Origin of the sequence: Achromobacter sp. HZ34, from assembly GCF_002209485.1 — a bacterium.
Lineage (GTDB): Bacteria > Pseudomonadota > Gammaproteobacteria > Burkholderiales > Burkholderiaceae_B > Bordetella_C.
In genome coordinates, this window is the sequence record NZ_NJIX01000008.1 from 326,180 (window position 1) to 352,997 (window position 26,818).

A 26,818-nucleotide genomic window follows, 5' to 3' on the forward strand; every position below is an offset into this window, starting at 1 on the left:
CGCAAAAGGCGCGGGACGAATCAAGCCGGGAAGAAATCTCCCCACTTCAATCCAGCCTCGTCCGCAACGCGGCCCAGGTCGGCCAAGGTCTCGGGAGCCAGATACAAGCCCGCGGCACGATTTCTTTGGTCAGCCTGCGCTTCCATCTCCCCCGGGTAGTACACCTGCTCATGCCCCGGCGCCACCGGCACATCCTTGAGCGACGCGATGTAGGCATCCATGCGCGCATGGAATTCCTCCACCGGCATCAGGGCAGCCACATTCACCGCCAGCATGAAATGCCCCGCCCCGCTGCGGTTCACCGGGTCATAAGGCCCATGCACGCCATCCAGGAACTGGCTGCCGGAAAGCACGCCCGACAGCACGTCGATCATCACGCCCATGACGTAGCCCTTGTGCCCCGCCATAGGCAGTATGAAGCCCTCCAGCGCGGCAGCCGGATCGGTGGTGGGATGGCCATCCTTGTCCACCGCCCAATGGCTGGGTATCGCTTCGTGCCGGTTATTGGCCAGGTAGATCTTGCCGCGCGCCACGCCGGAATTGGCCATGTCCATCACCACAGGCGGCCGCGCGCCAGCGGGCGCCGCGATGGACCAGGGATTGGTGCCTATCTTCTTCTTCAGCCCACCCCAGGGCGCCATATTGGGCCCGGCATTGCTCATGAGCATCGTCACGCATCCGGCCTGTGCACCGATGCGCGTGTAGTACATGCAGGTGCCGAAGTGATTCGAATTGCGCACCGACACCACCGCCACGCCATGCTTGCGCGCCCGCTGCACGGCCTCGTCGGTGGCGCGCCGCGCCACCACCTGGCCGACGCCATCGGCGCCATCCAGCACCGCCACCGCGCCGCCGTCGACGGCAATGCGGCAATCGGTATGCGCCTTCATCGCCCCCGACCGCAACCGCGCGTAGTACCACCCCAGCCGCAGCATGCCGTGCGACTGATGCCCCCACAGGTCGGCCTGCACCAGCGTGTCGGCCGCCAGCGCGGCGTCGTCCGGCGGTACATCGACACTGCGGTACACCGCGGCGGCAAAGGCGCGTAAGGCGTCGGGATCCAGCGGCGTGGGCGTGGCGCTCGCGCCTGGACTGTTGTCAGGATTCTGCATATCGTTTCCTTCTTACTCGTTGCTAGTTGCCGCCGGCTGGTCGCTGCTTGCCGCTTCCGTCAATCCGCGATGCGGATGCCGCGTTCCTTGATGAACTTGCCCCAACCCGCCAGCCTTGCGGAACAGCGCGTCGAATTGCGCGGGCGTGCCGGCGGCGGGCTCCAGCCCTTCGTCCGCGAAACGGCTGCGCACGGCAGGGTCCTTCAATGCCTCGCCCATCGCCGCATTCAGCTTCTGCACCACAGAGGCGGGTGTACCGGCGGGAACGAACACCCCGAACCAAACGGTCATCTCGAAACCGGGATAGGTTTCCGCCACGGTAGGCACGTCAGGCAACGCCGGCACGCGCTGTGCGCTGGCAACCGCGATGGGCTTGAGCTTGCCCGCCTTGATCTGCCCCACGAAGCCGGGCACCGTGCCGAAGGACATCATGATGTTGCCGCTGATGAGATCGGCCAGCGAATTCGCGGTTCCCTTGTAATGCACCATCATCAACTCGGCATTGCTGGCCTGTTCCAGCATCTCCGCGGCCAGGTGCGACATCTGGCCCGCGCCCGGCGTGCCCACCGTTACGTGGCGCGGATTTTGTTTGGCATAAGCCACCAGTTCCGGCACGGTATTGAACGGCGCCTTGGGATAGGCCGCCAGCAGCGTCGGAGAACTGGCCAGCTCGATCACCGGCACGAAATCCTTCTCAGTGTTGTACGGCAGGGACTTGTACAGCCACGGGTTGCTGGTGAGCGCGCTGTTGGTCATCAGGATGGTATAGCCATCCGGTGCGGCCTTGGCCACGTGATCGGCACCGATGATGCCTGAGGCGCCGGGACGGTTTTCCACCACCACCGATTGGCCCAGGATGGGCATCAGCTTCTGCGCCACCAGACGCGCCACGACATCGGATCCGCCACCAGGGGCGAACGGCGCGATCATGCGTATGGGGTGGTCCGGGTAGCCGGCCGCCGCTGCCGTGCCGGCCAGCGTGAGCGCCAGCGCCATGGTGAAGGCCTGCAAATGCCTGTGCATCATTGTCTCCTTGGTTTTTTATGATTGGAAGACTATAAACACCGTTCATGCCCCAAAAAAGCCACTTTCCAAGCGAAATACATCAGAAAAACTGAAGTGAGATGCGCAACCTCGATATGGAATTGCTGCGGACCTTCGTCGCAGTCGTGGAACGGGAGTCCTTCGCCGCCGCCGCGCACAGCGTGACGCGCAGCCAGTCGGCCGTGACGCAGCAAATGCAGCGGCTGGAAGCGCAGACCGGCAAGCGCCTGTTCGAACGCGTCGGGCGCGGCAAGCGGCTGACTGGCGAAGGCCGCCAACTGCTCGACTATGCGCGCCGCCTGCTGGCCATCAACGACGAAGCCTGCATGGCCATCGACGGCAGCAGCGTCTCGGGCGAGGTCCGCCTGGGCGCGCCGCACGATATCGCCGACACCATCCTGCCGAACCTCCTGGCGCATTGCTCCAGCCTGTACCCGGAGCTGCGCATCGCCATCCACATGGGACGCAGCCCGCATCTGGTGCAGTCGCTGCGGCAGGGTGACATCGACATGACGGTAGCCGCCTGCGAAGCGCCCGAATTGCGGGCCTTGACCTTGCGCACCTCCCCCATCGTCTGGATGTGCGCATCCGGGTACCGGCACGATCCGGCGCGCCCCCTGCCGCTGATCGTCGCCGCCGAATCCAGCCTGTTCCGGCGCCTGGCCATCGAGCATCTGGAACGCGCCGGCGTGCCGTGGCGCATCACTTACACTTCTCCCACGGTCGTGGGGGTGCGGGCCGCGGTACGCGCCGGCCTGGGCGTGACGGCGCGGTCCGTCGAAATGCTGGGCAGCGACCTGCGCGTGCTGGGCGACGATGCCGCCTTGCCGCGGCTGCCGGACGTCAGCTTCAATCTCTATCTCAGCTCCGTGGGCACCAAGCCCTTGGCGCAACGGCTTTTCGACTCACTGCAGCATTGCAGTTTCTGAAGGAGACACCATGCTTCCTGCAACGACGCGGCTACTCAAGGAGACCCTCATGCTCACCGCAACGCTGCGGCATCTGGAGGCTGCATCATGGTGACCGACGCCCTGCTCGCCTGGCTGCATTACCTGGCCATCTTCGGCCTGCTGGTTCCGATGGCCGCCCAGGCCGTGCTGCTGCGCCCCAATATGCAGGCGGCGACCGTAAGGCGCCTGGCCACCTACGACATGTTCTACGCTGCCTGTGCGGTGCTGGTCCTGGCGACCGGCCTGCTGCGCCTGTTCCTGGGCGCCAAGGGCGTGCAGTTCTACACGCCCAATCCCTGGTTCCACGCCAAGATGACCCTGTTCGTCGTCATCGCCCTGTGCTCGGCGCGGCCCACCATCGCCTTCATCAAATGGCGGCGCCAGGCCAGCCACCTGCCGGGTTTCGTCCCCACCAACCAGGAAATCGCCCGCATCCGCCGCTGGGTGATGATCGAAGCGCACCTGTTCCTGCTGCTGCCCCTGTGCGCGGCCATGATGGCCCGCGGCGTGGGACGGTAATATCGGCGGGTTGGAAGCGCGCACTGACACTGCCCATGATCTGGCGACTGCATTCGGCGCTGGGCATCCCGGCGGATAGTCTGATTCAAGCGCCTTCCCCGCTTGAATCAGATTATTTATCGTTTTACGTCATTAGTCGTGCAGGTTATTGTTCAGCCTCTAATCATTGCGTAAATCTATAAACGCAAACTGGAGACTGAATGATTGCCGCGTTGCTCGCCTCGGTTGCCCCTATCGCAATGCTGATTGCCCTGGGGTGGGAGCTACGCCGTCGCAAGGTCCTGTCGGATCCGTTCTGGGCGCAGGCCGAACGTCTCAGCTATTACATCCTGCTGCCCGCGCTATTCGTGCATGGCTTGGCGACCGCCAAGCTGGATGGCCTGCCTATCAAGGCGATGGTGGTGACGCTGGTCTGCTCGACGACCCTCGTGGCGCTGATGGTGCTGGCGACGCGCAAGACCGCCGGCGTGGGCGATCCGGCCTTCACTTCGATATTCCAGGGCGGGATCCGCTTCAACAACTACGTGGGGATTTCCGCGGCGGCCGGGCTGCTGGGCTCCCAGGGCGTGGCATTGGCCGCTGTCGCCAATGCCGCCATCATTCCCACCGTCAACGTCCTGTGCGTGCTGGTGTTCGCCCGCTACGGCAACATCGGCCAGCTGTCCTTGAAGAATGTGCTGAAGCAGCTGGCGCTGAACCCGCTGGTGGTGGCCAGCGTCGTCGGCATCGTGCTCAAGGCCACGGACTTTCCCCTGCCCGGCATATTCGAACAGGTGCTCAAGTCGCTGGGGCAAGCCTCCCTGCCGCTGGGCCTGTTATGTGTCGGCGCGGCCCTGGACTTCGCGGCCGCCCGCACGTGGATGCGGCCGACGATCTTCGCATCCGTATTCAAATTCGCCCTGATGCCCCTGGTCACCGTGCTGGCGTGCCACGTCTTCAACCTGAGCGGCCCGGCCGCGACTGCCGCCATCATCTTCCAGGCCCTGCCGACCGCGTCGTCTTCCTACATCATGGCGCGCCAACTGGGCGGCGACGCCCCCCTCATGGCCGGCATCATCGCCGTCCAGACCGTCATCGCCGGCATCTCCCTGCCCGCCTCGGTGCTGCTACTGACTTCGTGGCTATGAGCCGCAGCGCATAAAAAAAACCTGTGCAAAGCACAGGCTTTTTTCATCGCGAACCAAGCGACGCAAACTTAGCGACGCAATTACTTCTTCTTGCGATCCGGCACGTTGCGGCTGACCGAACCGGTGAACAACTGGCGCGGACGGCCGATCTTGTAGTCGGGATCGGACAGCATTTCGTTCCACTGGGCAATCCAGCCCACGGTACGCGCCAGCGCGAAGTTGGCCGTGAACAGCGCGGTCGGGATGCCGATGGCGCGTTGCACGATGCCCGAGTAGAAGTCGACGTTCGGGTACAGCTTGCGATCCACGAAGTACGGATCTTCCAGGGCGATACGTTCCAGTTCCATCGACAGCTTGAACAGCGGATCGTTTTCCAGGCCCAGGGCCGCCAGCACTTCCTTGCACGTCTGCTGCATCAGCTTGGCGCGCGGGTCGTAGTTCTTGTACACGCGATGGCCAAAGCCCATCAGGCGCACGCCCGAGTTCTTGTCCTTGACCTTCTCCATGAACTCGCCAACCTTGGCCACGCCGCCTTCGGCTTGCAGCTGCTCCAGCATCTGCAGGCAAGCTTCGTTGGCGCCGCCGTGAGCCGGGCCCCACAGGCAAGCCACACCGGCCGCGATGGCAGCGAACGGGTTGGTGCCCGACGAACCGCACAGGCGCACGGTCGAGGTCGACGCGTTCTGCTCGTGATCGGCATGCAGGATGAAGATGCGGTCCAGCGCGCGCTCGACCACTTCGTTCACCTTGTAGTCTTCGCACGGCGTGGCGAACATCATGCGCAGGAAGTTGCCGGTGTACGACAGGTCGTTCTGCGGATAGATGAAGGGCTGGCCTTGCGAATACTTGTACGCCATCGCCACCAGGGTCGGCATCTTGGCGATCAGGCGGATCGCGGAGATGTGACGGTGCTGCGGATTGGTGATGTCCAGCGAGTCGTGATAGAACGCCGACAGTGCGCCGACCAGGCCGGTCAGCACCGCCATCGGGTGCGCGTCACGGCGGAAGCCGCGCAGGAAGAAATGCAACTGCTCGTTGACCATCGTGTGATGGGTCACCTGCGAGTCGAAGTCCGCCTTTTGAGCGGCATCCGGCAGTTCGCCATTCAGGATCAGGTAGCAGATGTCGAGGAAGTCGGTTTTCACCGCCAGCTGTTCGATGGGGTAGCCGCGATACAGCAGCTCGCCCTTGTCGCCGTCGATGTAGGTGATGGCCGAAGAGCAAGCCGCCGTGGCCATGAAGCCCGGGTCATACGTGAACATACCCGTCTGGCCGTACAACTTGCGAATGTCGATGACGTCCGGACCTACCGTACCCTGGTAAATCGGGAATTCGACGGGAGCGGAGCCGTCCGAAAAAGATAGGGTGGCTTTGTTGTCTGACAGTTTCATCACATTCCTCTCTAAGTTATAGCTCGCGCATCTTGTGGATGATTTCGCGTAGCGTCGGCGTGTCCAGATCGCCTTCCGGCTCTTTTCTCGCCAGCAACAGATCGAGCAAGTCGTTATCGCCGATTTCGAACAGCTGCGTCAAAGCCGCAACGTCTTCATTCGTCAAGGACGACTCGTACGCGTCCAGGTACTTGGTAATAATCAGGTCGTTCTCGAGCAGACCGCGGCGCGCCCGCCAACGCAGGCGGGTGCGGTCAAGATCGGTAAGCTCGCTCATATTCACACCCTTCTATGACTAGACCGCGCGCCGGACCATCAGTTCCTTGATCTTGCCAATGGCCTTCGTCGGGTTCAGGCCCTTCGGGCAGACGTCGACGCAGTTCATGATGGTATGGCAACGGAACAGACGATACGGATCTTCCAGGTTGTCCAGACGCGAGCCCGTCGCTTCATCGCGGCTATCGGCGATGAAACGGTAGGCTTGCAGCAGGCCAGCCGGGCCGACGAACTTGTCCGGGTTCCACCAGAACGACGGGCACGACGTCGAGCAGCACGCGCACAGGATGCACTCGTACAGACCATCCAGTTCCTCGCGAGCTTCCGGCGACTGCAGGCGCTCACGCTCGGGCGGCGGCGTATCGTTGATCAGATACGGCGAGATCGAGTGGTACTGGTTGAAGAAGTGCGTCATGTCCACGATCAGATCGCGAATCACGGGCAAACCCGGCAGGGGCTTCAGCACGATAGGCTGCTTCAGCTCGAGCAGGTTGGTGGTACAGGCAAGCCCGTTCTTGCCATTGATGTTCATGGCGTCCGAACCGCACACGCCTTCACGGCACGAGCGGCGCAGGGCCAGGCTGTCATCGACATCGTTCTTGATGCGCACCAGCGCATCGAGAAGCATCTTGTCGGTGGGCTGGAGTTCGACGTCCAGCTTTTGCATATAGGGACGCTCATCCTTGTCAGGATCGTAGCGGTAGATCTCGAATTTAACGATACGCTTGGTGCTCATGCCAGCATCCTGCTTAGAAAGTACGCGCCTTGGGCGGGAAGGACTCGACGGTCAGCGGCTTCATCTGAACCGGCTTGTAGTCAAGGCGGCTACCCTCCGTGTACCAGAGAGTGTGCTTCAGCCAATTCTCGTCGTCGCGGGTCGGGTGGTCGTCCAGTGCGTGCGCGCCGCGGCTCTCGGTACGGTTGGCCGCCGACTTGATGGTGGCGCGTGCCACTTCAGTCATGTTGGCCAGTTCCAGCGCCTCGATACGGGCGGTGTTGAACACCTTGGACTTGTCGTTGAACGAAATGTGCTTGGCCTGTTCGGCCAGCTCTTCGATCTGACCCACGCCTTCGTTCAGCAGGTCCAGCGTGCGGAACACGCCGCAGTGACGCTGCATCGAGGCACGGATCGCGTTGGCGACATATTGGGTCTTCTCGCCACCGGTACGGCTTTCCAGCGCGTTGACGCGGTCCAGCGAGAAATCGACGGACGACTGCGACACTTGCTGGTGCGCGCGCTGGCGCTCCGGGTGCGAATTGACGATGTGGTTGCCCGTGGCGCGGCCGAACACGATCAGGTCCAGCAGCGAGTTGGTGCCCAGGCGGTTGGCGCCGTGCACCGACACCGCGGCGCATTCGCCGATGGCGTACAGACCGTTGACGACCTTGGCCTCGCCATCCTTCCAGTCGACCACCTGGCCGTGGTAGTTGGCCGGAATGCCGCCCATCTGGTAATGGATGGTGGGCACGACCGGAATCGGTTCCTTGATCGGGTCGACGTTGCCGAACTTGATGGCGATTTCACGGATCGAGGGCAGACGCTTGTTGATGACGTCCGCGCCCAGGTGATCCAGCTTCAGCACCACGTAGCTGCCGTCCGGACCGCAACCGCGGCCTTCCTTGATTTCCTGGTCCATCGAGCGCGACACGAAGTCACGCGGTGCCAGATCCTTCAGCGTGGGCGCATAGCGCTCCATGAAGCGTTCGCCATCCTTGTTCAGCAGGATGCCGCCTTCGCCACGCACGCCTTCGGTGATCAGCACGCCCGCGCCGGCCACGCCGGTGGGGTGGAATTGCCAGAACTCCATGTCCTGCAAGGCGATGCCCGCGCGCGCCGCCATGCCCAGGCCGTCACCGGTGTTGATGAAGGCATTGGTGGAAGCAGCCCAGATACGGCCCGCGCCGCCGGTGGCCAGCACCGTGGTCTTGGCTTCGAGCAGGTAGATTTCGCCGGTTTCCATTTCCAGCGCGGTCACGCCGACGACGTCGCCGTTTTCAGCGCGCACCAGGTCCAGCGCCATCCATTCCACGAAGAACTGGGTCCGCGTGGCGACGTTGCGCTGGTACAGGGTGTGCAGCAAGGCATGGCCCGTACGGTCGGCGGCGGCACAGGCGCGCTGCACCGGTTTTTCGCCGAAGTTGGCGGTATGGCCGCCGAAGGGGCGCTGGTAGATGGTGCCGTCCGGGTTACGGTCGAACGGCATGCCGAAGTGCTCCATCTCGTAGACGGCGCTGGGCGCTTCACGGCACATGAATTCGATGGCGTCCTGGTCACCCAGCCAGTCCGACCCCTTGACGGTGTCGTACATGTGCCAGTACCAGTTGTCTTCGCTCATATTGCCCAGCGAAGCGCTGACACCGCCCTGCGCCGCAACGGTGTGCGAACGGGTCGGGAATACTTTGGACAGCACCGCCACGGACAGGCCGGCTTGGGCCAGTTGCAGGGAACAGCGCATGCCGGCACCGCCGGCGCCTACCACCACCACATCGAATTGGCGGCGCGGCAAGGATTTCTTGACAGCGACCACGGCTTAGAGCCTCCAGATAATTTGCGCGAAATACACGACCGAGCCGACCAGCCACAGGATGGTCAGGACCTGCAGCAGCAGGCGCACGCCCACGGCGCGCACATAGTCCATCCAGATGTCGCGCACGCCGATCCAGGCGTGATAAGCCAGCGACAGGAAAGCCAGCGTGACCAGCAGCTGGCCCAGCGGCAGCGCGTAGACGTGGAAAGTGAAGAGCGCCTTCCAGCTTTCGTACGTAAAGCCCGGCATGACCAGCACGCCGATGAACAGCACCAGCGTATAGACCGCCATGATGATCGCGGTCAGGCGCTGGGCCAGGAAATCCATCACGCCATAGTGGGCGCCGACAACCAGGCGCTTGGGCCCGTAATTCTTACTCGCGGCCATTACCAGACTCCGAACAATTTGAGACCGAACACCACGGTCAGCGCCAGGCTGACCCCGAACACGACACCGGCCGACTTGCGGGCCGATTCCTTGTCGATACCCATATGCAGATCCAGCATCAGGTAGCGGATGCCAGCGCAGAAATGGTGCAGATAGCCCCAGATCAGAACCAGCAGTATCAGTTTGACGATCGGATGGCCCACCACCGAGGCCACGCTGGCGAAGCTTTCAGGCGACGCCAGACTGGCGCCAAGCAACGGCAGGATGACCAAGGGAATACAGAGGAACAACAACGCGCCACTGACGCGATGAAGAATCGACAGACGGCCAGCCAAAGGCAGGCGGTACTTGGCGATTTGACCAATGGTGATATTGCGAAACTGCGGACGCGGCTTGGCAGCTGTGTCGGACATGACGACCTCGGTTGTCTCGAAACTAAAACTCGTGATGGCGGGAATGCCGGATCCTGGACGGGTCTCCAGACTCAACCCTCGGGGGTAAAACTTATCTATTTTCGCCCATGTAACGGGTTGCTATCAAATCGACTGAAAAACTCCATCAATTCAAACTATTGCGATAGTGATAGCGATCGGTACGGTACAAGCCACGACGGACTTCCATGGGCCGATCGCCATAAGTGTAGGAAATGCGCTCCACCTGCAACAGGGGCGTTCCCATCGCCAGGTCCAGCGCGGTGGCGGCCTCTTCCGTAGCGGAGACGGCGCGCAATTTTTCATCGGCGCGGATCATGCTCACGCCGAACTCGGATTCGAAAAAACCGTAGAGCGGCGCCTTGTTGGCGCTGAGCGCTTCCACGGTCAGGCCGCGGAAGGCCGATCCCGGCAGGTAGATATCGTCCAGCACCGTGGGCACGCCGCCGAACGTCAGCAGGCGACGCAGCGCGAACACGGTTTCGCCGGCGCGCAATTCAAGTGCCCGCGCCACGTCGGCCGGCGCGCGCAGGCGGCGACAGTCGATGATGCGGCTTTCGGCGGTTTCGGTTTCGGCGCCCTCGTCGGCGGCCAGGCGCAGGAAGCGGAAACGGACGCGCGCTTCGTGATGCGTGGCGACGAAAGTGCCCTTGCCCTGGCGGCGCAGCAGCACGTGTTCGGCGGCCAGTTCATCGACGGCCTTGCGCACGGTGCCCTGGCTGACCTGGAAACGGGCAGCGAGATCAATTTCGCTGGGGATCAGTTCACCCGGCTTCCACTCGCCACGATCCAGGCTCTGCACCAGCAGGTCCTTGATCTGGCGATAAAGCGGACTGAAAGCGGCGCTCGCGCCGGCCGGACGGCCAGCGGCATTCTTATTCCAAGCGGGGGCTTCTAGCCGGGGATCTGCCATTGATTTTTTTCGGTTTGCCGGCGGCCGCGACGTCGCAGGCAGGTACCTGAAACGGGGCTGTCGCCGAGCGGCGCTATTGTTGCACAACGGCATGACGCATGTCCAACGTCTTATGTCTTATATAAGATATAAGTCCAAATTGACGTAAACGTCATGTTCGCCTTAGGATACGCCCTGCTTAGCGGGGCTTCCACCGTAGTGTCATTGCACTGCAATAGGCAATCGTTCCGCAGGCGCAAAAGACTTTTCCAAAGTCAGCAGGGATCCGCTTTTGGCGGACTCAACGATTACACTATTCGCCGAGATTTTTCTCGACGACCCTTACGGAGAATTTTCATGTCCAAGCCCGCTATGCGCGTTGCCGTCACCGGCGCCGCCGGTCAAATCGGCTACGCCCTGCTGTTCCGCATCGCATCCGGCGAAATGCTCGGCAAAGACCAGCCCGTCATCCTGCAATTGCTGGAAATCCCCGACGAAAAGGCGCAGAAAGCCCTCAAGGGCGTCATCATGGAACTGGACGATTGCGCCTTCCCGCTGCTGCAGGAAGTGACTGCGCACAGCGATCCGCGCACCGCCTTCAAGGACATCGACGTTGCCCTGCTGGTTGGCGCCCGCCCGCGCGGCCCCGGCATGGAACGCAAGGACCTGCTGACCGTCAACGCCCAGATCTTCACCGCTCAAGGCAAGGCCTTGAATGAAGTGGCCAAGCGCACCGTCAAGGTCCTGGTGGTCGGCAACCCCGCCAACACCAACGCCTACATCGCCATGAAGTCGGCGCCGGACCTGCCCGCCAAGAACTTCACCGCCATGCTGCGCCTGGATCACAACCGTGCCCTGTCGCAACTGTCGGCCAAGTCCGGCAAGCCGGTCGCGGACATCGAGAAGCTGGTCGTGTGGGGCAACCACTCGCCCACGATGTATCCGGACACCCGTTTCGCTACCGTCGGCGGCCAGGCCCTGAACAAGATCATCAACGACGACGCCTGGAACAAGGACACGTTCATCCCCACCGTGGGCAAGCGCGGCGCCGCCATCATCGACGCGCGCGGCCTGTCGTCGGCTGCCTCGGCCGCCAACGCCGCCATCGATCACGTGCGTGACTGGGTGCTGGGCACCAACGGCAAGTGGGTCACCATGGGCGTGCCCTCGGATGGTTCCTACGGCATTCCCGAAGGCATCATCTACGGCGTGCCGGTCACCACGGCCAACGGCGAATACACCGTCATCAAGGATCTGGAAATCGACGCGTTCTCGCGCGAACGCATGGACTTCACGCTGAAAGAGCTGCTCGAAGAGCGCGATGGCGTGAAAGACCTGCTGAAGTAATCCGGCAGTAACTGAAAAATGGGCCCGCGCAAACGGGCCCATTTTTTCAGCCCGCGTGACTGATTCATCGCGTGGCCGGCGAGCGGTTGCCGCTACCATCGAATATCCCACCGTTGTTGAGCCAAGGAGCAGACAAATGAGTACCTCCAGTACCCAGGAAACCAAAGAGCAGGAAAAGCCGGGTTTCAAGCCGAAGAAATCGGTGGCCCTGTCCGGCGTGGTGGCCGGCAATACGGCCCTGTGCTCGGTTGGCCGCAGCGGCAATGACCTGCACTATCGCGGCTACGACATCCTGGACATCGCCGATACCAGCGAGTTCGAGGAGATCGCCTATCTGCTGGTTCACGGCAAGCTGCCCAACAAGGCCGAACTGAAGGCCTACAAGCTGAAGCTGCGGGCCCTGCGCGGCCTGCCGGTGCAATTGCAGGTGGCGCTGGAAGCGCTGCCGGCCGCCAGCCACCCGATGGATGTGATGCGCACCGCCGTGTCGGTGCTGGGCTGCGTGCTGCCCGAGAAGGACGATCACAACACCCCGGGCGCGCGCGACATCGCCGACCGGCTGATGGCCAGCCTGGGGTCGGCCCTGCTGTACTGGTATCACTACAGCCATAACGGCCGTTCCATCGACGTCGAGACCGACGACGACAGCATCGGCGGGCACTTCCTGCATCTGCTGCATGGCAAGGAGCCGTCCGATGAATGGGTCAAGGCGATGCACACGTCGCTGATCCTGTACGCGGAACATGAGTTCAACGCCTCGACCTTCACCTGCCGCGTGGTGGCAGGTACCGGGTCGGACATGTATTCGGCCATCACTGGCGGCATCGGCGCGCTGCGCGGGCCCAAGCATGGCGGCGCCAATGAAGTGGCGTTCGAAGTGCAAAGCCGCTACGACTCGCCCGACGACGCCGAGGCCGATATCCGCCGCCGCGTCGAGAACAAGGAAGTGGTGATCGGCTTCGGCCATCCGGTGTACACGGTTTCCGACCCGCGCAACAAGGTGATCAAGGATGTGGCGCGCAAGCTGTCCAAGCAGGCCGGCACCACCAAGCTGTACGACATTGCCGAGCGCCTGGAATCGACCATGGCGGAAATCAAGAAGATGTTCCCCAATCTGGATTGGTTCTCGGCCGTCAGCTACAACATGATGGGCGTACCCACCGCCATGTTCACGCCGCTGTTCGTCATCGCCCGCACGGCCGGCTGGTCCGCGCACATCATCGAGCAGCGTATCGACAACAAGATCATCCGGCCTACCGCGAATTACACGGGCCCGGAAGATCGGAAGTTCGTCCCGATCGAGAAACGGAAGTGATGTAAACAAAGCCGGCTGACGCCGGCTTTGTTTCATTTGTCGGAGGCAAACCCTTCGACATTGCGCGGTACCGCAGTCTTGGGGCGATAGCCCAAAAAAAGGGGCCTTGGGGGGCTAACCCCCCAAAAAACAAAAATCTCTTTCACCGGAGGAGCCGTTGTAGAAGGCAGACGCCCTGGCGCCAGAAATTCCGTATTTATGTAGGAATTATGTAAGAGATCGGGTTACCCTTTCCGCTTCCTGAAAGCTGTCCCCCCTTCCGTTTCCCAATGTCCCCTGTGCTCACCTACGCGCTGACCGTCGCTTTCAACGTTTTTGTCGCCTGTTTCTTCATCGCGGTCGTCTCCCTGGCCACGATCTATCTGTTCAAGCTCAACGAGCTGAACGACACCATGCGTCATCCGATGCTGGCCAAGCAACCGTTCAAGAAACTGCCGCGGGTACTGCAGGCGGGCATCCTGCAGGATTACTTCCTGCACCTGTTCTTCCCGAAGATGCAATTCGGCCTGTTCGGCTATGCCAATCGCATCCTCGCCCACATCGATCCGAAGAAAGTCCCCCTGCGCCTCAAATGGCCCTTGATGGGCCTCTGGGCCGGCTGCTGGGTCGGCCTGATCGCCATGATCGCGCTGTGGACGCTGATGCTCCTGCGCCGCTGAACGCATTGCAGCGCTGATGCCATTGCAGCGCTGATGCCGCCGCGGCACGGAATCGCTGCCTGCCGTCGCCGCTGCGCGGCCGATCGCCCCACATACCATTGCATCGCGCCCCCTTTGCGTTCAAGCTTGCGCTTTTCGCGAGGAGACGCTTGTGATCAAGATCTGGGGCCGGGCCAACTCGGTCAACGTACAAAAAGTGCTGTGGTGCTGTGAGGAACTGGGCTTGCCCTACGACCGCATCGACGCAGGCCTGCAGCACGGCCGCAATAACGAGCCGGAATACCTGGCCATGAATCCCAACGGCCGCGTGCCGACGCTGGAGGACGGTGATTTCGTCCTGTGGGAATCGAATTCGATACTGCGTTATCTGGCCATGGAATACGGCGCCGGCCACCCGGACCTGTACCCCGCCGCCCCGCGCGTGCGCGCCAGCATCGACCGCTGGCTGGACTGGACCCTGTCCACGCTGCAACCCGCGGAACGCAATGTGTTCTGGGGCATGGTCCGCACGCCGCCAGCGGAACGCGACATGGTCGCCATCCAGAAGGGCGCCGACGCCTGCGGCGCGCTATGGCGGATGCTGGACACCCACCTTGCCGGCCGCAAGTACGCGGAAGGCAACGCTTTCTCCCTCGCTGACATTGTCCTCGGCGCCTACTGCCGCCGCTATCTGGACCTGGACGGCATCCAGCGTCCGGACCTGCCTGCCCTGCGCAATTGGTACGAGGGCATAAAACAGCGCCCTGCCTTCCAGCGCTACGTCGCGCCGGCCTTGACCTGATCGGCGCGCGGCTGCGGCTACTGCCACCGCTGGTGGCAGGTGATCGGTAGCGCTTCAGGTTAACGAAACCTCATCCCCCGTATATCTATGCTGTTGACCGGCCTCGCGCTGCGTCGCAGCGATCCGGCGATCAATGACTTCCTACGTCACAAAACATCCATGACCATCGAACTTCACACCTGGAATACGCCCAACGGCCGCAAGATCAGCGTTGCGCTGGAAGAAATGGGCCTGCCCTATTCGGTGCACCCCGTCGACATCCGCAACGGCGAACAGCACAAGCCGGAATTCCTGCGCATCAGCCCCAATAACCGCATTCCGGCCATCATCGACCCGCAAGGTCCGGAAGGAAAATCGGTCAGCGTGTTCGAATCGGGCGCCATCCTGCTGTACCTGGGCGAGAAAACCGGCAAGTTCCTGCCAGCCAGCCTCGCCGACCGCATCCCGGTGCTGGAATGGCTGATGTGGCAGATGGGCGGCTTCGGCCCCATGCCCGGCCAGGCCCATCACTTCCTTGGCCTGGACAACGAAGCCGACCGCCGCTACGGCGCGCAACGCTATGTGGCGGAGACCCGCCGCCTGTACGGCGTGCTGGATCGCCGCCTGGCCGAAGTGGAATTCGTCGCGGGCCCCTTGTCGGTGGCCGACTTCGCCATCGTCGGCTGGGCCTGGCGCCACGAAAAGCACAAGGTCGACCTGGCCGACTTCCCCAACGTGAAGCGCTGGTACGAAGCCCTGATGGCCCGCCCCGGCGTCAAGCGTGGCTTCGAAGTGAAGCTGGATAAATAACGCAGGAAACCGCCGGGCACGCGGCTCAGCCTTTTTTCTCACATAACGGCGGCGCCGCGGGATTCGCGGCGAAGACATCCACGATTGCATCGGCCACCGCCCGCACGCGGCCCGACCGATGCAGGTCGCCATGCAGCACCATCCAGATGTCATAGTGCTCCGCGCGATCCGGCCACACCCGCTTCAAGCGCGGGTCGCTTTCCGCCAGGTACACCGGCAACTCGGCCAGCCCCAACCCGGCCCGCACCGCCTCCCGCAGCACCAGGCCCGAATTCACTTCCATCGCCACCCGCGCGTTCGCATAGGGTTCACCGGCCAGGGTATCCGGCCGCGTCATCATCAGCGCACGCTGGTAGATCACCACCGCATGCCCTTCGAACGCCGTGCCCCGGCGCGGCTCGCCGTGCGCTTTCAGATAAGCCTTGCTGGCGTACAAACCCATCTCCCGCCGCGACAGCCGGCGCGAAATCAAATCCGGATTATCCGGCCGTATGTTGCGCACGGCGATGTCGGCATCGCGCCGCGCCAGATTGGTCAACTGCATGGAAGTGGTCAGCACCACGCGCAAATCCGGATGCGCGGCCTGCACCTGCTGCACCGCGGCGATCATCAGATGGCTTCCTATGGTGTCCGATGTGGCCACCCGCACCGTGCCGGATACCCGCTCGTCGGTGCCCTGGGTCTGGCGCACCAGTTGATCGGCCGCGCGCTCCATGGCCTCGGCCGCCTGCAAAGCCAATTCGCCCGCCCGGGTAGGCACGTAGCCATTGGAAGTGCGCAGGAACAGGCGCGCGTCCAGCGATTTTTCCAGGGCGGCCAGACGGCGTCCCACCGTCGCCTGGTCTATCTGCAGCAGCGCCGCGGCGGCGCGCAGGGTGCCGGTGCGGTAGACCGACAGGAATATCCGGGTATTGTCCCAATCCATGGAATCCGTTCCTTGTTCACGCGCGCAGCCTGCGAATCTGCATCCTCGGACAGCAATAATACGTATATTTGCATCACTCCGGCGGCGTTATGATGCGCCGCACGATGAGTACGCACACTACCTCCCCTGCCCTGCATACCCCCGCCGCCCCCCTGCTGCCCCTGGTCACGCTGGCCATCGGCTTCGTCATGGCCATCCTGGACGTCACGGTGGTGAACGTGGCGCTGACGGACATCGCCAAGCAGCTGACCGTGCCGTTGGCGGGACTGGTGTGGGTGGTCGACGGCTACACCTTGACCTTCGCCGCCATGCTGCTGGCCGGCGGCGGCCTGGCGGACCGCTATGGCGCCAAGACCCTGTACCTGAGCGGCCTGGCGGTGTTCGTGCTGGCTTCCGTGCTGTGCGGCCTGGCGCCCAGCGGCGCAGCGCTGGTGGCCGCGCGCTTCCTGCAAGGCCTGGGCGCGGCGCTGTTCATGCCCAGTTCCCTGTCCCTGCTGGCCCATGCCTATCCCGACGAGACCGTACGCCAGCGCATGCTGGGCCTGTGGTCGGCCATCGTGTCGGTGGCCGCCGCATCGGGGCCGCTGGTGGGCGGCATCCTGATCGACCGTTTCGGCTGGCGCAGCATCTTCCTGATCAACGTGCCGCTGGGCCTGGTGGGACTGATACTGGCGAGCAAGGTCATCACGCCCGTGGCGCGCCATCCCAAGACCATCAACTTCCTCAGCCACGCTTGCGGCATGGCGGCCCTGGGCGCACTGAGCTACGTCCTGATCCAGGGGCCGGTGGAAGGCTGGCTGTCGGCGCCTATCGTGGGCGCCGCCACCTTGACGGTGCTGGCCGCCGGCGCCTTCATCCTGCACGAACGCCGCAGCGCCGAGCCGCTGCTGCCGCGCGCCTTGTTCGAAACGCCCCGCTTCGGCGCCGCCAACCTGCTGGGCTTCCTGATCAACTTCGGCGGCTTCGGCCAGCTGTTCCTGCTCAGCCTGTTCCTGCAACAGGCCCGCAACGCCACGCCCCTGCAAGCCGGCCTGCAGTTGCTGCCCACCATCGCGGTCTATACCGTGGGCAATCTGGCGGTGCCGAACCTGGTGGGGCGCTTCGGTCCCCACCGCACGCTGCTGGCCAGCATCATCAGCTCCACCGTGTTCGCGGCCCTGACCACCCTGGTGCTGCGGCCCGACACCGCTTACTGGATCTTCGCGCTGCTGCTGGCGCTGGCTAACCTGGGCATGGGCGTCGCCGTGCCTGTCATGACGGCCACCGTCATGCAGGTGGCCGGACGGATGCATTCGAACGTGGCGGCGGCCAGCCTCAATGCCAATCGCCAGATCGGCGTGCTGGTCGGTGTGGCCTTCATGGGGACCGTCCTGCATAGTCAGAACGACTGGGGCATCTCCCTGCCTGTCGCCTTCGGCGCGATCACCCTGGTCTACCTGGCCGGCGTGGGCCTGGTATGGCGCTACCTGACCCCGGCCAGCCCTGCCGCGTGACATTTTCGCGGCGCCGCGAGTGCGGCCCGCGGCGCCCCGCTGGCCTGTGGGGCGATCCGTCCTTGCAAGGACGCCCTCGTATACAGCTAATTACGGTCCTTCACGCCGCTGAAACTGACTATTACCTTACTCGTTGTTAGCATGGGGGTCTTCACTCAGCACACGCCCATGCAAGAACAGCCCGATACCTCCGCTCCGCCGTCCCCACCCTATCAACCGGTCGTCCTGTCCATCCTGCATCGGCGCGCCTGCCGCGAGATACTCGACGCCCCTTGCGGTTTCGGTTGGCTGGGGCAAACTTTCAAGGGGCAGGCGACCGACTCCATCCACATCGACGGTGTCGGCATGTGGGAATTCCCGTCTCGCTACAGCGGTTACCGTGACGTACGCGAACACGATCTGGACCACCCTCTGCCAGCCATGGGCCCGTCCTACGACGCGGTGGTCTGCGGCGAAGCGTTGCATTTGCTGTGCAATCCCGGCGTGGCGCTGGAGAGCTTCCGCAAGCAGTTGCGGCCCGGCGGCACCCTGATCGTCACCACGCCCAACACCTGGTATATGCGTTCCAGGCTGCAGTACCTGTTACGAGGCTTCCATTCCGGCTTCGCGCCCGCCGTGGGCAAGCGGCGCGGTGAATATATTCCCTTCATTCCCTGGTCATTCACGCAACTGCATCTGATGCTGAGCCGGTACGGCTACACGGACATCACTTTGCATGACGTCGATGAGCCCAAGCCCAAGCGCATGGTCGAGTATGCCCTCGCCGTACCCGGGCTGATGTACATCCGCCGCAAGAAGCAGCGTGCAGGGTGCGACGAGGAACGGCGCTACTGGGAACAGGCCGGATCCAGGCAGTCGATGTATGGACGTTGGCTGGTGGTCTCCGCGCGGGCGCCGGCGGAAAGTTGAATGCGCCAGCTGGGGCAGCGATCTGGGGCTGAAGTGCGAAAGGGCCGCCGGCCGCGCGCGCGTTGACGCAGTTGCGGTATCGTCCCGCCTGATCCCTGTTCCGAGATGCCGATGTCCATCAACGCCTCCCCCTGTCCTTGCGACAGCGGCCGCCCCTATTCGAGTTGCTGCGGCCGTTGGCATGCCGGTGCCTTGCACTTGCAGGCCCCCGATGCCCAGGCCTTGATGCGGTCCCGCTATAGCGCGTTCGTCCTCGACCTGACCGACTATCTCCGCGACACCTGGTATCCAGGCACCCGCCCCGGCAACATCGAAACCAATCCGCCCGGCCTGAAATGGCTGGGCTTGAGCGTCAAGGCACATCGCGTACAGGACGAGACCCACGCCACCGTGGAGTTCGTCGCGCGCAGCCGCTGGCAAGGCAAAGGCGAACGCCTGCACGAAACCAGCCGCTTCGTGCTGGAAGATGGCCGCTGGTTCTACGTGGACGGCGACATCCACCAGAAGTAAGGCTTCGGCCGATCGTATACCTTTAGACAATTCAACGACACGCTTCTATACTCGCGCAGCCACCTCTGTTGGTCCACCTGGGAGCTGCCATGAGAATAATCACCACTGCACTTTTCGCCGCACTGACCCTTGCCTCGACGGCCGCGCTGGCCGCGGACAACAAGAACGTACGCGTCACGCCACTGGGCGGCATCGACGGCGAGTTCTGCCCGCAGGATCGCGCCTTGATCTTCGAGGATCCCAACGGCACGCGCATTCTCTATGATCCGGGCCGCACGGTGGCCGGCGCCGACGATCCCCGCCTGGGCAAGATCGACCTGATCCTGATCAGCCATATGCACGGCGACCACGTGGGCAATGCGCACAACAAGGCGCCCAATTCCGGCACCTGCGCGAATCCCGATGTATCGGTGTCCTCCGTGCCCAATACGCTGGCCGTGGAAATCGCGCTGGCGAAAAAATCGAAGATCGTCAGCGGCAGCGACATGCCGGCGTTCTTCGCCGCCAAGCTCAAGGCCAATGGCGGTGACCCCGCCAATGCGGTGCTGGCGCGCTTCGGCGGCAGTGCGACCCTGGGTGGCGTACGCATCGCCACGGTCACGGCCATGCACAGCAATGGCGTCGACCCCGACTTCATCGGCGGCGAACTGGGCAAGGAGATGAAGGCCGCCGGTATCTACGGCGACGCGGGCCTGGCAACCGGTTTCGTGGTGACGTTCAGCAATGGCCTGGTCACCTACCTGTCTGGCGACACGGGCGTGACGGCGGACCAGGACCGCGTCGTGCGCGGCCTGTATCACGCCAAGCTGGCGGTCATGAACATGGGCGACGGCTTCACGACCGGACCGAAGGAAGCGGCCTATGTGATCAATGACCTGGTCAAGCCGGTTTCGGTCATCCCCTCGCACGCCAATGAAGTCGGCACCGTCAACGGCAAGGTCCGCCCGGGCAGCCGCACCGAGGTCTTCATCAAGCTGGTCCATGCGCCGTCCTATGTGCCCTTGTCGGGGAAGACGATGGCGTTCGACTCGAACGGCCGCTGCGCTGAAGGGTGCAAATAGCATGGCTGGCGCGTGCGCGGACATTCCGCGCACGCGAATGCTCCGGTATAGGCGCGACCGGGGCATGGACTAAAGCCGTATGGATCGTCCGGCTGGCTTCTGGCACCATATACGTGCCCCGCGGGCGGCCGATCGTGCCGCCCCGTCACGAAAATGGGGAGTCCGCATGGTCGTGCGCCCTCGCAGCGAAGTCGCTCGCAGCTTCTTTCTGATCGTGGTGCTGTCGGCCTTGCTCGCCGGCAGCCTGTACATCCTGCGGCCATTTCTTCCCGGCCTGATCTGGGCCGGCACCATCGTCGTCGCCACCTGGCCCCTGCTGCTGTGGCTGCAGGGCCGCGTGGACAACCGGCGCTGGCTGGCGGTGCTCATCCTCATGGCCTGCCTGGTGGTGGTCATGGTCCTGCCCCTGTACCTGACGATAGACACCTTCGCGGAGCGATCCGACGAGATCGTGGGCGCCATCCGCAGGCTGCCGACCTATACCCTGTTTCCGCCCCCATCCTGGGTCCACGATGTGCCACTGGTCGGCCCGCGCGCGACGGCCGAATGGCAACGGCTGTCGGATGTCGGGCCTGGCGGCCTGCTGGCCCGGGTCGAACCTTACCTGACGATGGCGGCCCGCTGGGCCCTGGGCCATGCCGCCGTGTTGGGGGCTTTCGGCATCCACATGGTGGTCACGCTGGTCTTGTCGGGCATCCTGTATGTGCACGGCGAGGCGGCGGCAAGGTTCATCTGCGACGGCGCGGTGCGGCTGGCCGGTCCGGCGGGCGAAGTGGCCGTCACCCTGGCAGGCCAGGCGATCCGCGCAGTCGCCATGGGAATCGTGCTGACGGCTGCCACGCAGACGGCGCTGGGCGGGCTCGGACTGTGGGCGGCCGACGTGCCTGTGGCCGGCATTCTTACCGCCGTCATGCTGCTGCTTTGCATTGCACAGATAGGGCCACTGCTGCCCATGCTGGCCGGCGTGATTTTCCTGTATCGGGCAGATGCCAACGTCGCGGCCACCTTGCTGCTGCTGTGGGCGATCGTAGTGGGAACCATGGATAACGTCATGCGGCCATGGCTGATCAGCCGCGGCGTGCGCATACCCCTGCTGCTGATCCTGTCCGGGGTGATCGGCGGCATGCTGGCATTCGGACTGGTGGGCTTGTTCATCGGGCCCGTGGTACTGGCCGTCACGCAAGCCATGCTGCGGGCGTGGGTACAGGGAACGCCGCTGGCGTCCCCTGCTGCGTCAGATACCAAGCCAGATACCAAGGAGCCCGTCTGAACCAGGATCAGCCGCGTTGGCCGACGGCGCGGTCGACCATTGCGGGGGCCATGCCCAGGTAGTTTTCCGGCGCGGTCAGGCGGTCGATGGCGGCACGGTCCAGGTGGCGCGTGACGTCGGGCATGTTCGCCAACACTTCAGCCAGGCTGCCACCGTGTTCGTTGACCTGCCGGCAGGCGGCGTAGACGACGTCATGCGCCTGCTGGCGCCCCATGTGCGGGGCCAGTCCCATCATCACGGCCTCCGCCACGATCAGGCCGCGCGAAACGCCCAGGTTTTCGCGCATGCGCGCTTCGTCGACGATCAGCCCGCTCAACATGAATTTGGCCTGATGCAGCGCCCCAGCCGACAGTACGAAGCTTTCCGGGACCGCGATCCATTCCGCATGCCACGGCCCGGTCGCCCGCTCGAAGTCCTGCACCATGGCGTCCAGCATCAGTCCCGCATGCTGCCGCACGGCCTTGGACGCAGCCAGCATCAACTCGCTGGAAATCGGATTGCGCTTCTGCGGCATGGTGCTGCTGGCACCCCGTCCCGTGACGAAAGGCTCGTAGACTTCGGCGAACTCCGTGGCCGCCATCAGCATGACATCCAGCGCAATCTTGCCCAGCGATCCCGTCACCAGCCCCAGGAAATTCACCGCTTCGGCCAACCCATCGCGGGCCACATGCCAGGTCGTCGCCGGCACGCCCAGCCCCAGTTCCTCCATCAGGGCCTGCTGCACGGCCAGGCCCTGGTCGCCCAGCGAAGCCAGGGTGCCCGCGGCGCCGGCGAACTGCCCCACCAGGACACGCGGGCACAGTTGCGCCAGACGTTCGGCATGGCGATCGAACATCGCCAGCCAGATCGCCGCCTTGTAGCCGAAGGTGATGGGCAAGGCCTGCTGCAGATGCGTGCGGCCCGCCATGGGCGTGTCGCGGTGCTTGGTCGCAAGCGCGGCCAGCACACGGCGCAGTTCCTCGATGTCGTCGTGGACGATGTCCAGCGCGGCACGCACTTGCAGGATCACGGCCGTGTCCATGATGTCCTGCGTGGTGGCGCCCCAATGCACGTAGCGGCCCGCTTCCTCGCCGCACAGCTTCACCAACTGGTGGACCAGCGGCAGGATGGGATAGCCGACGATGTCGGTTTCGTGGCGCAGATGATCGAGGTCGAGATCGGCAAAGCGAGACCGCTCGGCGATGACCTTGGCCGCATCGGCGGGAATCACGCCGACGCGCGCCTGGGCCCGCGCCAGCGCCACTTCCACCTCGATATAGCGCTCGATGAGCGCGCGATCGTTGAAGATTTCGCGCATCGCGGGCGTGCCGAAGGCATCGCGAAACAGCACGGAGTCGAGCACCGTGGTGGCGCCTTGGAAATTTGCGATAGTCATCAGGAATCCTTGTTGTCCGTAATATCAGCGCGGCGTCGCCAACTTCTCCAGCCAGGGCCGCAGATTGTCTTTCTCTTCCAGCCCGAAGCCGGCGGCGTCGGTGGGGCGGACCAACCCGCCGCCCAGCCCGCAACCCTTGGGATAGCCGCCAAAAGGCTGGAACACGCCGGGATAGGCTTCGCAGCCGCCCAGCTCCAGGCCGACGGCGATGTGCAGGTTGATCAGATGCCCGCCATGCGGATAGGCCTGGGCCCGGTCGTAGCCGCGCGCTTCCATCAGGGCCAGCATGCGTGCGTACTCGGTCAGCCCGTAGCACAGGCCCGCATCCATCTGGAAAATGTCCTTGCCCGCCCGCATGCCGCCGAACTGCAGCAGGTTGTTGACGTCCGGCAGGGAGAACAGGTTTTCACCGGTGGCCACCGGCAAGGAATACGCTTCGGTCAATTGCCGGTTCAGGTCGTAGTCGAGCGGGTCGCCCACCTCTTCGAACCAGCGCAGCCGATAAGGCTCGATCGCGCGGGCGCAGGCCAGCGCGGTCGGCAGGTCGTAGCGGCCGTTGACGTCCACCGACAGCCGGCTGCCGTCGCCCGCCACGGTCAGGGCCGCCTCGATACGCTTGAGGTCCGTGGCCAGCGGCGCGCCGCCTATCTTCATCTTGTAGGCCTGGTAGCCCTGCGCCTGGTAGCCCAGCAGCTCTTCACGCAAACGCGCGGTGCCGTCGCCGGCGCTGTCGGGGTAGTAATAGCCGCCCGCCGCGTAGACATCGACCCCCGCCTTCTTGCCGGCGCGACCGTAATGGCGCGAGATACCCACGTGCGCGGGCTCGTCATCCAGCTTGGCGTTGAGGTCCCAGGCCGCGAGTTCCAAGGCACCCGCGGCGGCGGCGCGATCGCCGTGGCCGCCGGGTTTCTCGTTGCGCATGACGGTCTGCAATACCTTGGCGGGATCGAGCCGCCGCCCGCCGTCATCGAGCAGGCTCTCGGGCGGCGCCTTGAGCAGGCGGGGAATCATGCGGTCGCGCAGGATGCCACCTTGCGCATAGCGGCCGATCGAATCGAACGCATAGCCGATGACGGGTTTGCCGTCGCGGATCACGTCGCTGACCAGTGCCACCAGGGAGATGTCGTGTTCCGAGAAATTGACGAGGGCATTGGCGACATTGCCCTCCATGGGGACCGAGATCTCACGGATCGCAGTGATTTTCATGATGCTGGGTTCCTTCTGTTTCTTGGAGTACGTTGCGGGCTCAGAGCGACGCATTGACGGGTCGCCCGAGCGCCCGGTGATATTCAGCCTTGGCCACGCCTTCATCGAAGTCGCCGTTGAGCTTGGCGATGACCACCGTTGCCACGCTATTGCCCATGGCGTTGCAGATGCAGACGGCCTGCGAGGTGAAGCGATTGATGCCGAACAGCAAGGGCAACCCTTCGATGGGCAGGATGCCTGACGCAGTGACGGTGGCGGCGAACACGATGAAGGTTCCGCCCGACACGGTGGCGGCGCCCTTGGACGTCACCAGCATGATCAGCAGCAGTCCCAGTTGGTGTTCCCAGGTCAGCGGCACGCCATAGGCATTGGCCAGGAACATTACGCACAAGGGCAGGTAGACCGACGTGCCATCCAGGTTGAAGGCATAGCCCGTGGGCAGCACCAGGCTGACGGTCTGCTTGGAGCAACCCAGGGCCTGCAACTTTTCCATCAGGCGGGGAAAGGCGCTTTCGGAGGAGCCGGTGGCGAACAGGATGCCGATCTCTGCCTTGAAGTAGCGCAGGAAATGGAAGATGTTCATGCCGAAGCAGCGCAGGATGACGCCGAACACGACGATCACCACGAAAGCCAGGATGGCGTACATGACCAGCAGCAGATACCCCAGCGAGATCAGGGCCTGCGCGCCGCTGGCGCCGATGGCGTAGGCAATGGCGCCGAACGCCCCGATGGGCGCGAAGCGCATGACCAGGTCGGTCAGCTTGAAGAAGCAGTCCGACATGGTGGTGAAAGCACCTTCGACGACGGTACGCGTCTTGGCCGTAAGCATCAGCACCGCGGCGCCGAAGGCGATGGACAGCACCACCACTTGCAGCAGGCTGTGCCCGGTCAGCGCGCCGACGAAGCTGTCGGGGATCATGGACAGCAGGAAGGCATCGAAGCCTATTGGCGCGGCGGCCTTGCCATAGGACGCGGTGGCGGCCGCATGCGCGGCGGCGTCGGGCTGCAGGTTCAGGCCGACCCCCACGCCCGAGTAGTTGGCCAGCACCATGGAGATGGCCAGCACGATGGTCGAGACCACTTCGAAATAGATCAAGGCCTTGAAACCGATCTTGCCGACTTTCTTCAGGTCGCCGGCGGCCAGGATGCCCAGGACCAAATTCAGGAAGACCAGGGGCGCGACAACGGTCTTGATCAGGCGCAGGAAGATGTCGCCCAAGACCTTCATCGATTGCCCCAGGTGAGGATCGACAAAGCCCAGGACGATACCCAGCACGATACCGGCCGTGATCTGGAAGCCCAGGCGCGCATAGAAAGGTTGGGGTTTGCCGGGCGTCGCCGCGGCGGACGGGATTGCCATGCTTTTGTCTCTCCGTATAAAGTACGTACTTATTTAATATGTCCGTACTTTATAGCTGCCATGCTTCGAAGAAAACCAGGGTTTACCCTTGGATTTGTTGACCCGGCCGGCAGCGTGTAGAGTCCGCGTCACGGATAGACGATGACAGGGGAGGACACGTGGCCGCGCGTTATATGGAGCTTGCGCAGGATCTGATCGACCAGATCAAAACCGGCCGGTTCGCGGTCGGGGCCGCCTTGCCCAGCGAGGTGGACTTATCGCAGCAGCACGGCGTCAGTCGCGCCACGGTGCGGTCGGCGTTGCTGGTGGTGCAGAACCTGGGGCTGATTTCACGCCGCAAGCGTGCCGGCATACGGGTGGAAGCTGCCCAACCGCGCAAGGCTTATGAACGGTCCCTGTCCGATCTGGAAGACCTCATGCAATTCGCGGTGGTGACCGAACGGCATGTGCAGGCCACGGATCACGTGGTGTGCGATGCGGCGCTGGCCGCGCAGTTGCAATGCGAGGTGTTGCGCAAGTGGATGCGCGTCGCGATGCTGCGGGTGGATATGCAGAAACCCGATGCGCCCTTGTGCTGGACGGATGTATTCCTGGATCCGGATATCGGGGCGGAGCTGGGTACGCAATTGCATAAAAGCACGGGGCTTATCTGCGAAATGGTCGAAGAGAAATTCGGCTGTACGGTGGATGAGGTGCGCCAGGAGATCCGCGCGGTCGGCGTACCAGCACGCATGGCGGCCGCGCTTGGGGTCGAAGCGGATACGCATGCGTTGGAAGTGACGCGCTGGTACGCCAGCGAAGGACGCAGCCCGTTTGAAATAACGGTCAGCGTATTTCCAGCGGATCGGTTTACGTATGCGTTGACGTTAAGAAAACACGATGGTGTTCAAGGGCAGAGATAATCGAAGTATTAATATCGTTGGCCAAATGAATAAGGCCCCTGGTTTACCAGGGGCCTTCCTTTTTCCAGTCGCCGAATAACAAAGCCCACCAGGTCTGCCAGGTGGGCTTTACGTTTTCCGCGCGTACAAAGACAAAACTGCAAAGACAGAACTGCAAAGACAAACCCCCGCTGGGGATACCAGCGGGGGTTTGAGCAATAAGAGCCTGACGATGACCTACTTTCACAGACGTCCGTCCACTATCATCGGCGCAAAGTCG

The 26,818-nt window shown here is 63.4% G+C and carries 28 protein-coding genes; 14 read left to right on the forward strand and 14 right to left on the reverse strand.

Annotated elements, in window-relative coordinates:
* Window positions 1-20: 20 nt before the first annotated feature.
* Complete coding sequence (locus CEY05_RS27360; RefSeq protein ID WP_088600421.1) at window positions 21-1,112, reverse strand: Ldh family oxidoreductase; 1,092 nt, start codon at window positions 1,110-1,112, stop codon at window positions 21-23.
* A 12-nt stretch (window positions 1,113-1,124) separates the two neighbouring features.
* The gene (locus CEY05_RS27365; RefSeq protein ID WP_158219440.1) at window positions 1,125-2,135 is read right to left on the reverse strand and encodes a tripartite tricarboxylate transporter substrate binding protein; all 1,011 of its coding nucleotides are present in this window, start codon (window positions 2,133-2,135) and stop codon (window positions 1,125-1,127) included.
* Between the two features lie 101 nt (window positions 2,136-2,236).
* On the opposite strand from CEY05_RS27365, the gene CEY05_RS27370 reads away from it, so the two are divergent.
* From CEY05_RS27370 to CEY05_RS27380, 3 genes are all read left to right on the forward strand, one after another.
* The gene (locus CEY05_RS27370; RefSeq protein ID WP_088600423.1) at window positions 2,237-3,085 is read left to right on the forward strand and encodes a LysR substrate-binding domain-containing protein; all 849 of its coding nucleotides are present in this window, start codon (window positions 2,237-2,239) and stop codon (window positions 3,083-3,085) included.
* 87 nt (window positions 3,086-3,172) lie between these two features.
* Window positions 3,173-3,625: a DUF2214 family protein gene (locus CEY05_RS27375; protein WP_088600424.1), complete on the forward strand. Its 453-nt coding sequence runs from the start codon at window positions 3,173-3,175 to the stop codon at window positions 3,623-3,625.
* 200 nt (window positions 3,626-3,825) lie between these two features.
* Window positions 3,826-4,752: an AEC family transporter gene (locus CEY05_RS27380; protein ID WP_088600425.1), complete on the forward strand. Its 927-nt coding sequence runs from the start codon at window positions 3,826-3,828 to the stop codon at window positions 4,750-4,752.
* Between the two features lie 80 nt (window positions 4,753-4,832).
* On the opposite strand, the gene gltA is transcribed toward CEY05_RS27380, so the two are convergent.
* From gltA to CEY05_RS27415, 7 genes are all read right to left on the reverse strand, one after another.
* Window positions 4,833-6,143, reverse strand: coding sequence for a citrate synthase (gene gltA / locus CEY05_RS27385; RefSeq protein WP_088600426.1), 1,311 nt, complete (start codon window positions 6,141-6,143; stop codon window positions 4,833-4,835).
* A 16-nt stretch (window positions 6,144-6,159) separates the two neighbouring features.
* A complete protein-coding gene (locus CEY05_RS27390; protein ID WP_088600427.1) occupies window positions 6,160-6,420 on the reverse strand; it encodes a succinate dehydrogenase assembly factor 2 in 261 nt (86 codons plus the stop codon).
* A gap of 18 nt (window positions 6,421-6,438) precedes the next feature.
* Window positions 6,439-7,155, reverse strand: a complete 717-nt coding sequence (locus CEY05_RS27395; protein WP_088600428.1) for a succinate dehydrogenase iron-sulfur subunit — start codon at window positions 7,153-7,155, stop codon at window positions 6,439-6,441.
* 13 nt (window positions 7,156-7,168) lie between these two features.
* A complete protein-coding gene (sdhA, locus tag CEY05_RS27400; protein WP_088600429.1) occupies window positions 7,169-8,947 on the reverse strand; it encodes a succinate dehydrogenase flavoprotein subunit in 1,779 nt (592 codons plus the stop codon).
* A 3-nt stretch (window positions 8,948-8,950) separates the two neighbouring features.
* Entirely contained in the window at window positions 8,951-9,334 is a 384-nt protein-coding gene (gene sdhD, locus CEY05_RS27405) for a succinate dehydrogenase, hydrophobic membrane anchor protein (protein WP_088600430.1), read from the reverse strand.
* Window positions 9,334-9,747: a succinate dehydrogenase, cytochrome b556 subunit gene (sdhC, locus tag CEY05_RS27410; RefSeq protein ID WP_088600431.1), complete on the reverse strand. Its 414-nt coding sequence runs from the start codon at window positions 9,745-9,747 to the stop codon at window positions 9,334-9,336. Before sdhC ends, sdhD begins: the two co-directional genes overlap by 1 nt.
* A 145-nt stretch (window positions 9,748-9,892) precedes the next feature.
* Window positions 9,893-10,678, reverse strand: a complete 786-nt coding sequence (locus CEY05_RS27415; RefSeq protein WP_088600432.1) for a GntR family transcriptional regulator — start codon at window positions 10,676-10,678, stop codon at window positions 9,893-9,895.
* Between the two features lie 336 nt (window positions 10,679-11,014).
* Between CEY05_RS27415 and CEY05_RS27420 the strand changes: the two genes are divergently transcribed.
* The 5 genes from CEY05_RS27420 to CEY05_RS27440 all read left to right on the forward strand — a co-directional run bounded on the left by CEY05_RS27420 (window position 11,015) and on the right by CEY05_RS27440 (window position 15,548).
* A complete protein-coding gene (locus tag CEY05_RS27420; RefSeq protein ID WP_088600433.1) occupies window positions 11,015-12,004 on the forward strand; it encodes a malate dehydrogenase in 990 nt (329 codons plus the stop codon).
* A 136-nt stretch (window positions 12,005-12,140) separates the two neighbouring features.
* Window positions 12,141-13,319 carry a 2-methylcitrate synthase gene (prpC, locus tag CEY05_RS27425; RefSeq protein WP_088600434.1) on the forward strand — a complete coding sequence of 393 codons (1,179 nt, stop codon included), beginning with the start codon at window positions 12,141-12,143 and terminating at the stop codon, window positions 13,317-13,319.
* Window positions 13,320-13,588: 269 nt separating this feature from the next.
* Entirely contained in the window at window positions 13,589-13,978 is a 390-nt protein-coding gene (locus CEY05_RS27430; RefSeq protein WP_088600435.1) for a hypothetical protein, read from the forward strand.
* Window positions 13,979-14,129: 151 nt separating this feature from the next.
* Window positions 14,130-14,759 carry a glutathione S-transferase family protein gene (locus CEY05_RS27435; protein WP_088600436.1) on the forward strand — a complete coding sequence of 210 codons (630 nt, stop codon included), beginning with the start codon at window positions 14,130-14,132 and terminating at the stop codon, window positions 14,757-14,759.
* Between the two features lie 159 nt (window positions 14,760-14,918).
* On the forward strand, window positions 14,919-15,548 hold the full coding sequence (locus CEY05_RS27440) for a glutathione S-transferase family protein (RefSeq protein ID WP_088600471.1): 630 nt from the start codon (window positions 14,919-14,921) through the stop codon (window positions 15,546-15,548).
* Window positions 15,549-15,573: 25 nt separating this feature from the next.
* Here CEY05_RS27440 and CEY05_RS27445 read toward each other — a convergent pair whose 3' ends face one another.
* Window positions 15,574-16,473, reverse strand: a complete 900-nt coding sequence (locus CEY05_RS27445; RefSeq protein WP_088600437.1) for a LysR family transcriptional regulator — start codon at window positions 16,471-16,473, stop codon at window positions 15,574-15,576.
* Between the two features lie 104 nt (window positions 16,474-16,577).
* Between CEY05_RS27445 and CEY05_RS27450 the strand changes: the two genes are divergently transcribed.
* The 5 genes from CEY05_RS27450 (at window position 16,578) to ydiK (ending at window position 21,716) form a co-directional block, all read left to right on the forward strand.
* Window positions 16,578-17,966, forward strand: coding sequence for an MFS transporter (locus CEY05_RS27450; protein WP_233161729.1), 1,389 nt, complete (start codon window positions 16,578-16,580; stop codon window positions 17,964-17,966).
* A 168-nt stretch (window positions 17,967-18,134) separates the two neighbouring features.
* A complete protein-coding gene (locus CEY05_RS27455) occupies window positions 18,135-18,875 on the forward strand; it encodes a class I SAM-dependent methyltransferase (protein ID WP_143220667.1) in 741 nt (246 codons plus the stop codon).
* A gap of 111 nt (window positions 18,876-18,986) precedes the next feature.
* Window positions 18,987-19,385, forward strand: coding sequence for a YchJ family protein (locus CEY05_RS27460; protein ID WP_088600438.1), 399 nt, complete (start codon window positions 18,987-18,989; stop codon window positions 19,383-19,385).
* 89 nt (window positions 19,386-19,474) lie between these two features.
* Window positions 19,475-20,446 (forward strand): MBL fold metallo-hydrolase, encoded by a 972-nt coding sequence (locus CEY05_RS27465; protein WP_088600439.1) that lies wholly within the window; start codon window positions 19,475-19,477, stop codon window positions 20,444-20,446.
* A 166-nt stretch (window positions 20,447-20,612) separates the two neighbouring features.
* Window positions 20,613-21,716 (forward strand): AI-2E family transporter YdiK, encoded by a 1,104-nt coding sequence (ydiK, locus tag CEY05_RS27470; protein ID WP_088600440.1) that lies wholly within the window; start codon window positions 20,613-20,615, stop codon window positions 21,714-21,716.
* Window positions 21,717-21,723: 7 nt separating this feature from the next.
* Here the strand turns inward: ydiK and pcaB are convergent, their stop codons facing one another.
* The 3 genes from pcaB to CEY05_RS27485 are packed head-to-tail and all read right to left on the reverse strand — an operon-like array spanning window position 21,724 to window position 25,657.
* Window positions 21,724-23,091, reverse strand: a complete 1,368-nt coding sequence (gene pcaB / locus CEY05_RS27475) for a 3-carboxy-cis,cis-muconate cycloisomerase (RefSeq protein WP_088600441.1) — start codon at window positions 23,089-23,091, stop codon at window positions 21,724-21,726.
* Between the two features lie 24 nt (window positions 23,092-23,115).
* Complete coding sequence (locus CEY05_RS27480; protein WP_088600442.1) at window positions 23,116-24,297, reverse strand: enolase C-terminal domain-like protein; 1,182 nt, start codon at window positions 24,295-24,297, stop codon at window positions 23,116-23,118.
* Between the two features lie 40 nt (window positions 24,298-24,337).
* Entirely contained in the window at window positions 24,338-25,657 is a 1,320-nt protein-coding gene (locus tag CEY05_RS27485; RefSeq protein WP_088600443.1) for a cation:dicarboxylate symporter family transporter, read from the reverse strand.
* Between the two features lie 158 nt (window positions 25,658-25,815).
* On the opposite strand from CEY05_RS27485, the gene CEY05_RS27490 reads away from it, so the two are divergent.
* Entirely contained in the window at window positions 25,816-26,559 is a 744-nt protein-coding gene (locus tag CEY05_RS27490; protein WP_088600444.1) for a GntR family transcriptional regulator, read from the forward strand.
* A gap of 43 nt (window positions 26,560-26,602) precedes the next feature.
* Here CEY05_RS27490 and CEY05_RS31880 read toward each other — a convergent pair.
* Window positions 26,603-26,818, reverse strand: a 216-nt coding sequence (locus tag CEY05_RS31880) for a hypothetical protein (RefSeq protein ID WP_233161730.1), incomplete at its 5' end; no start/stop codon positions are given.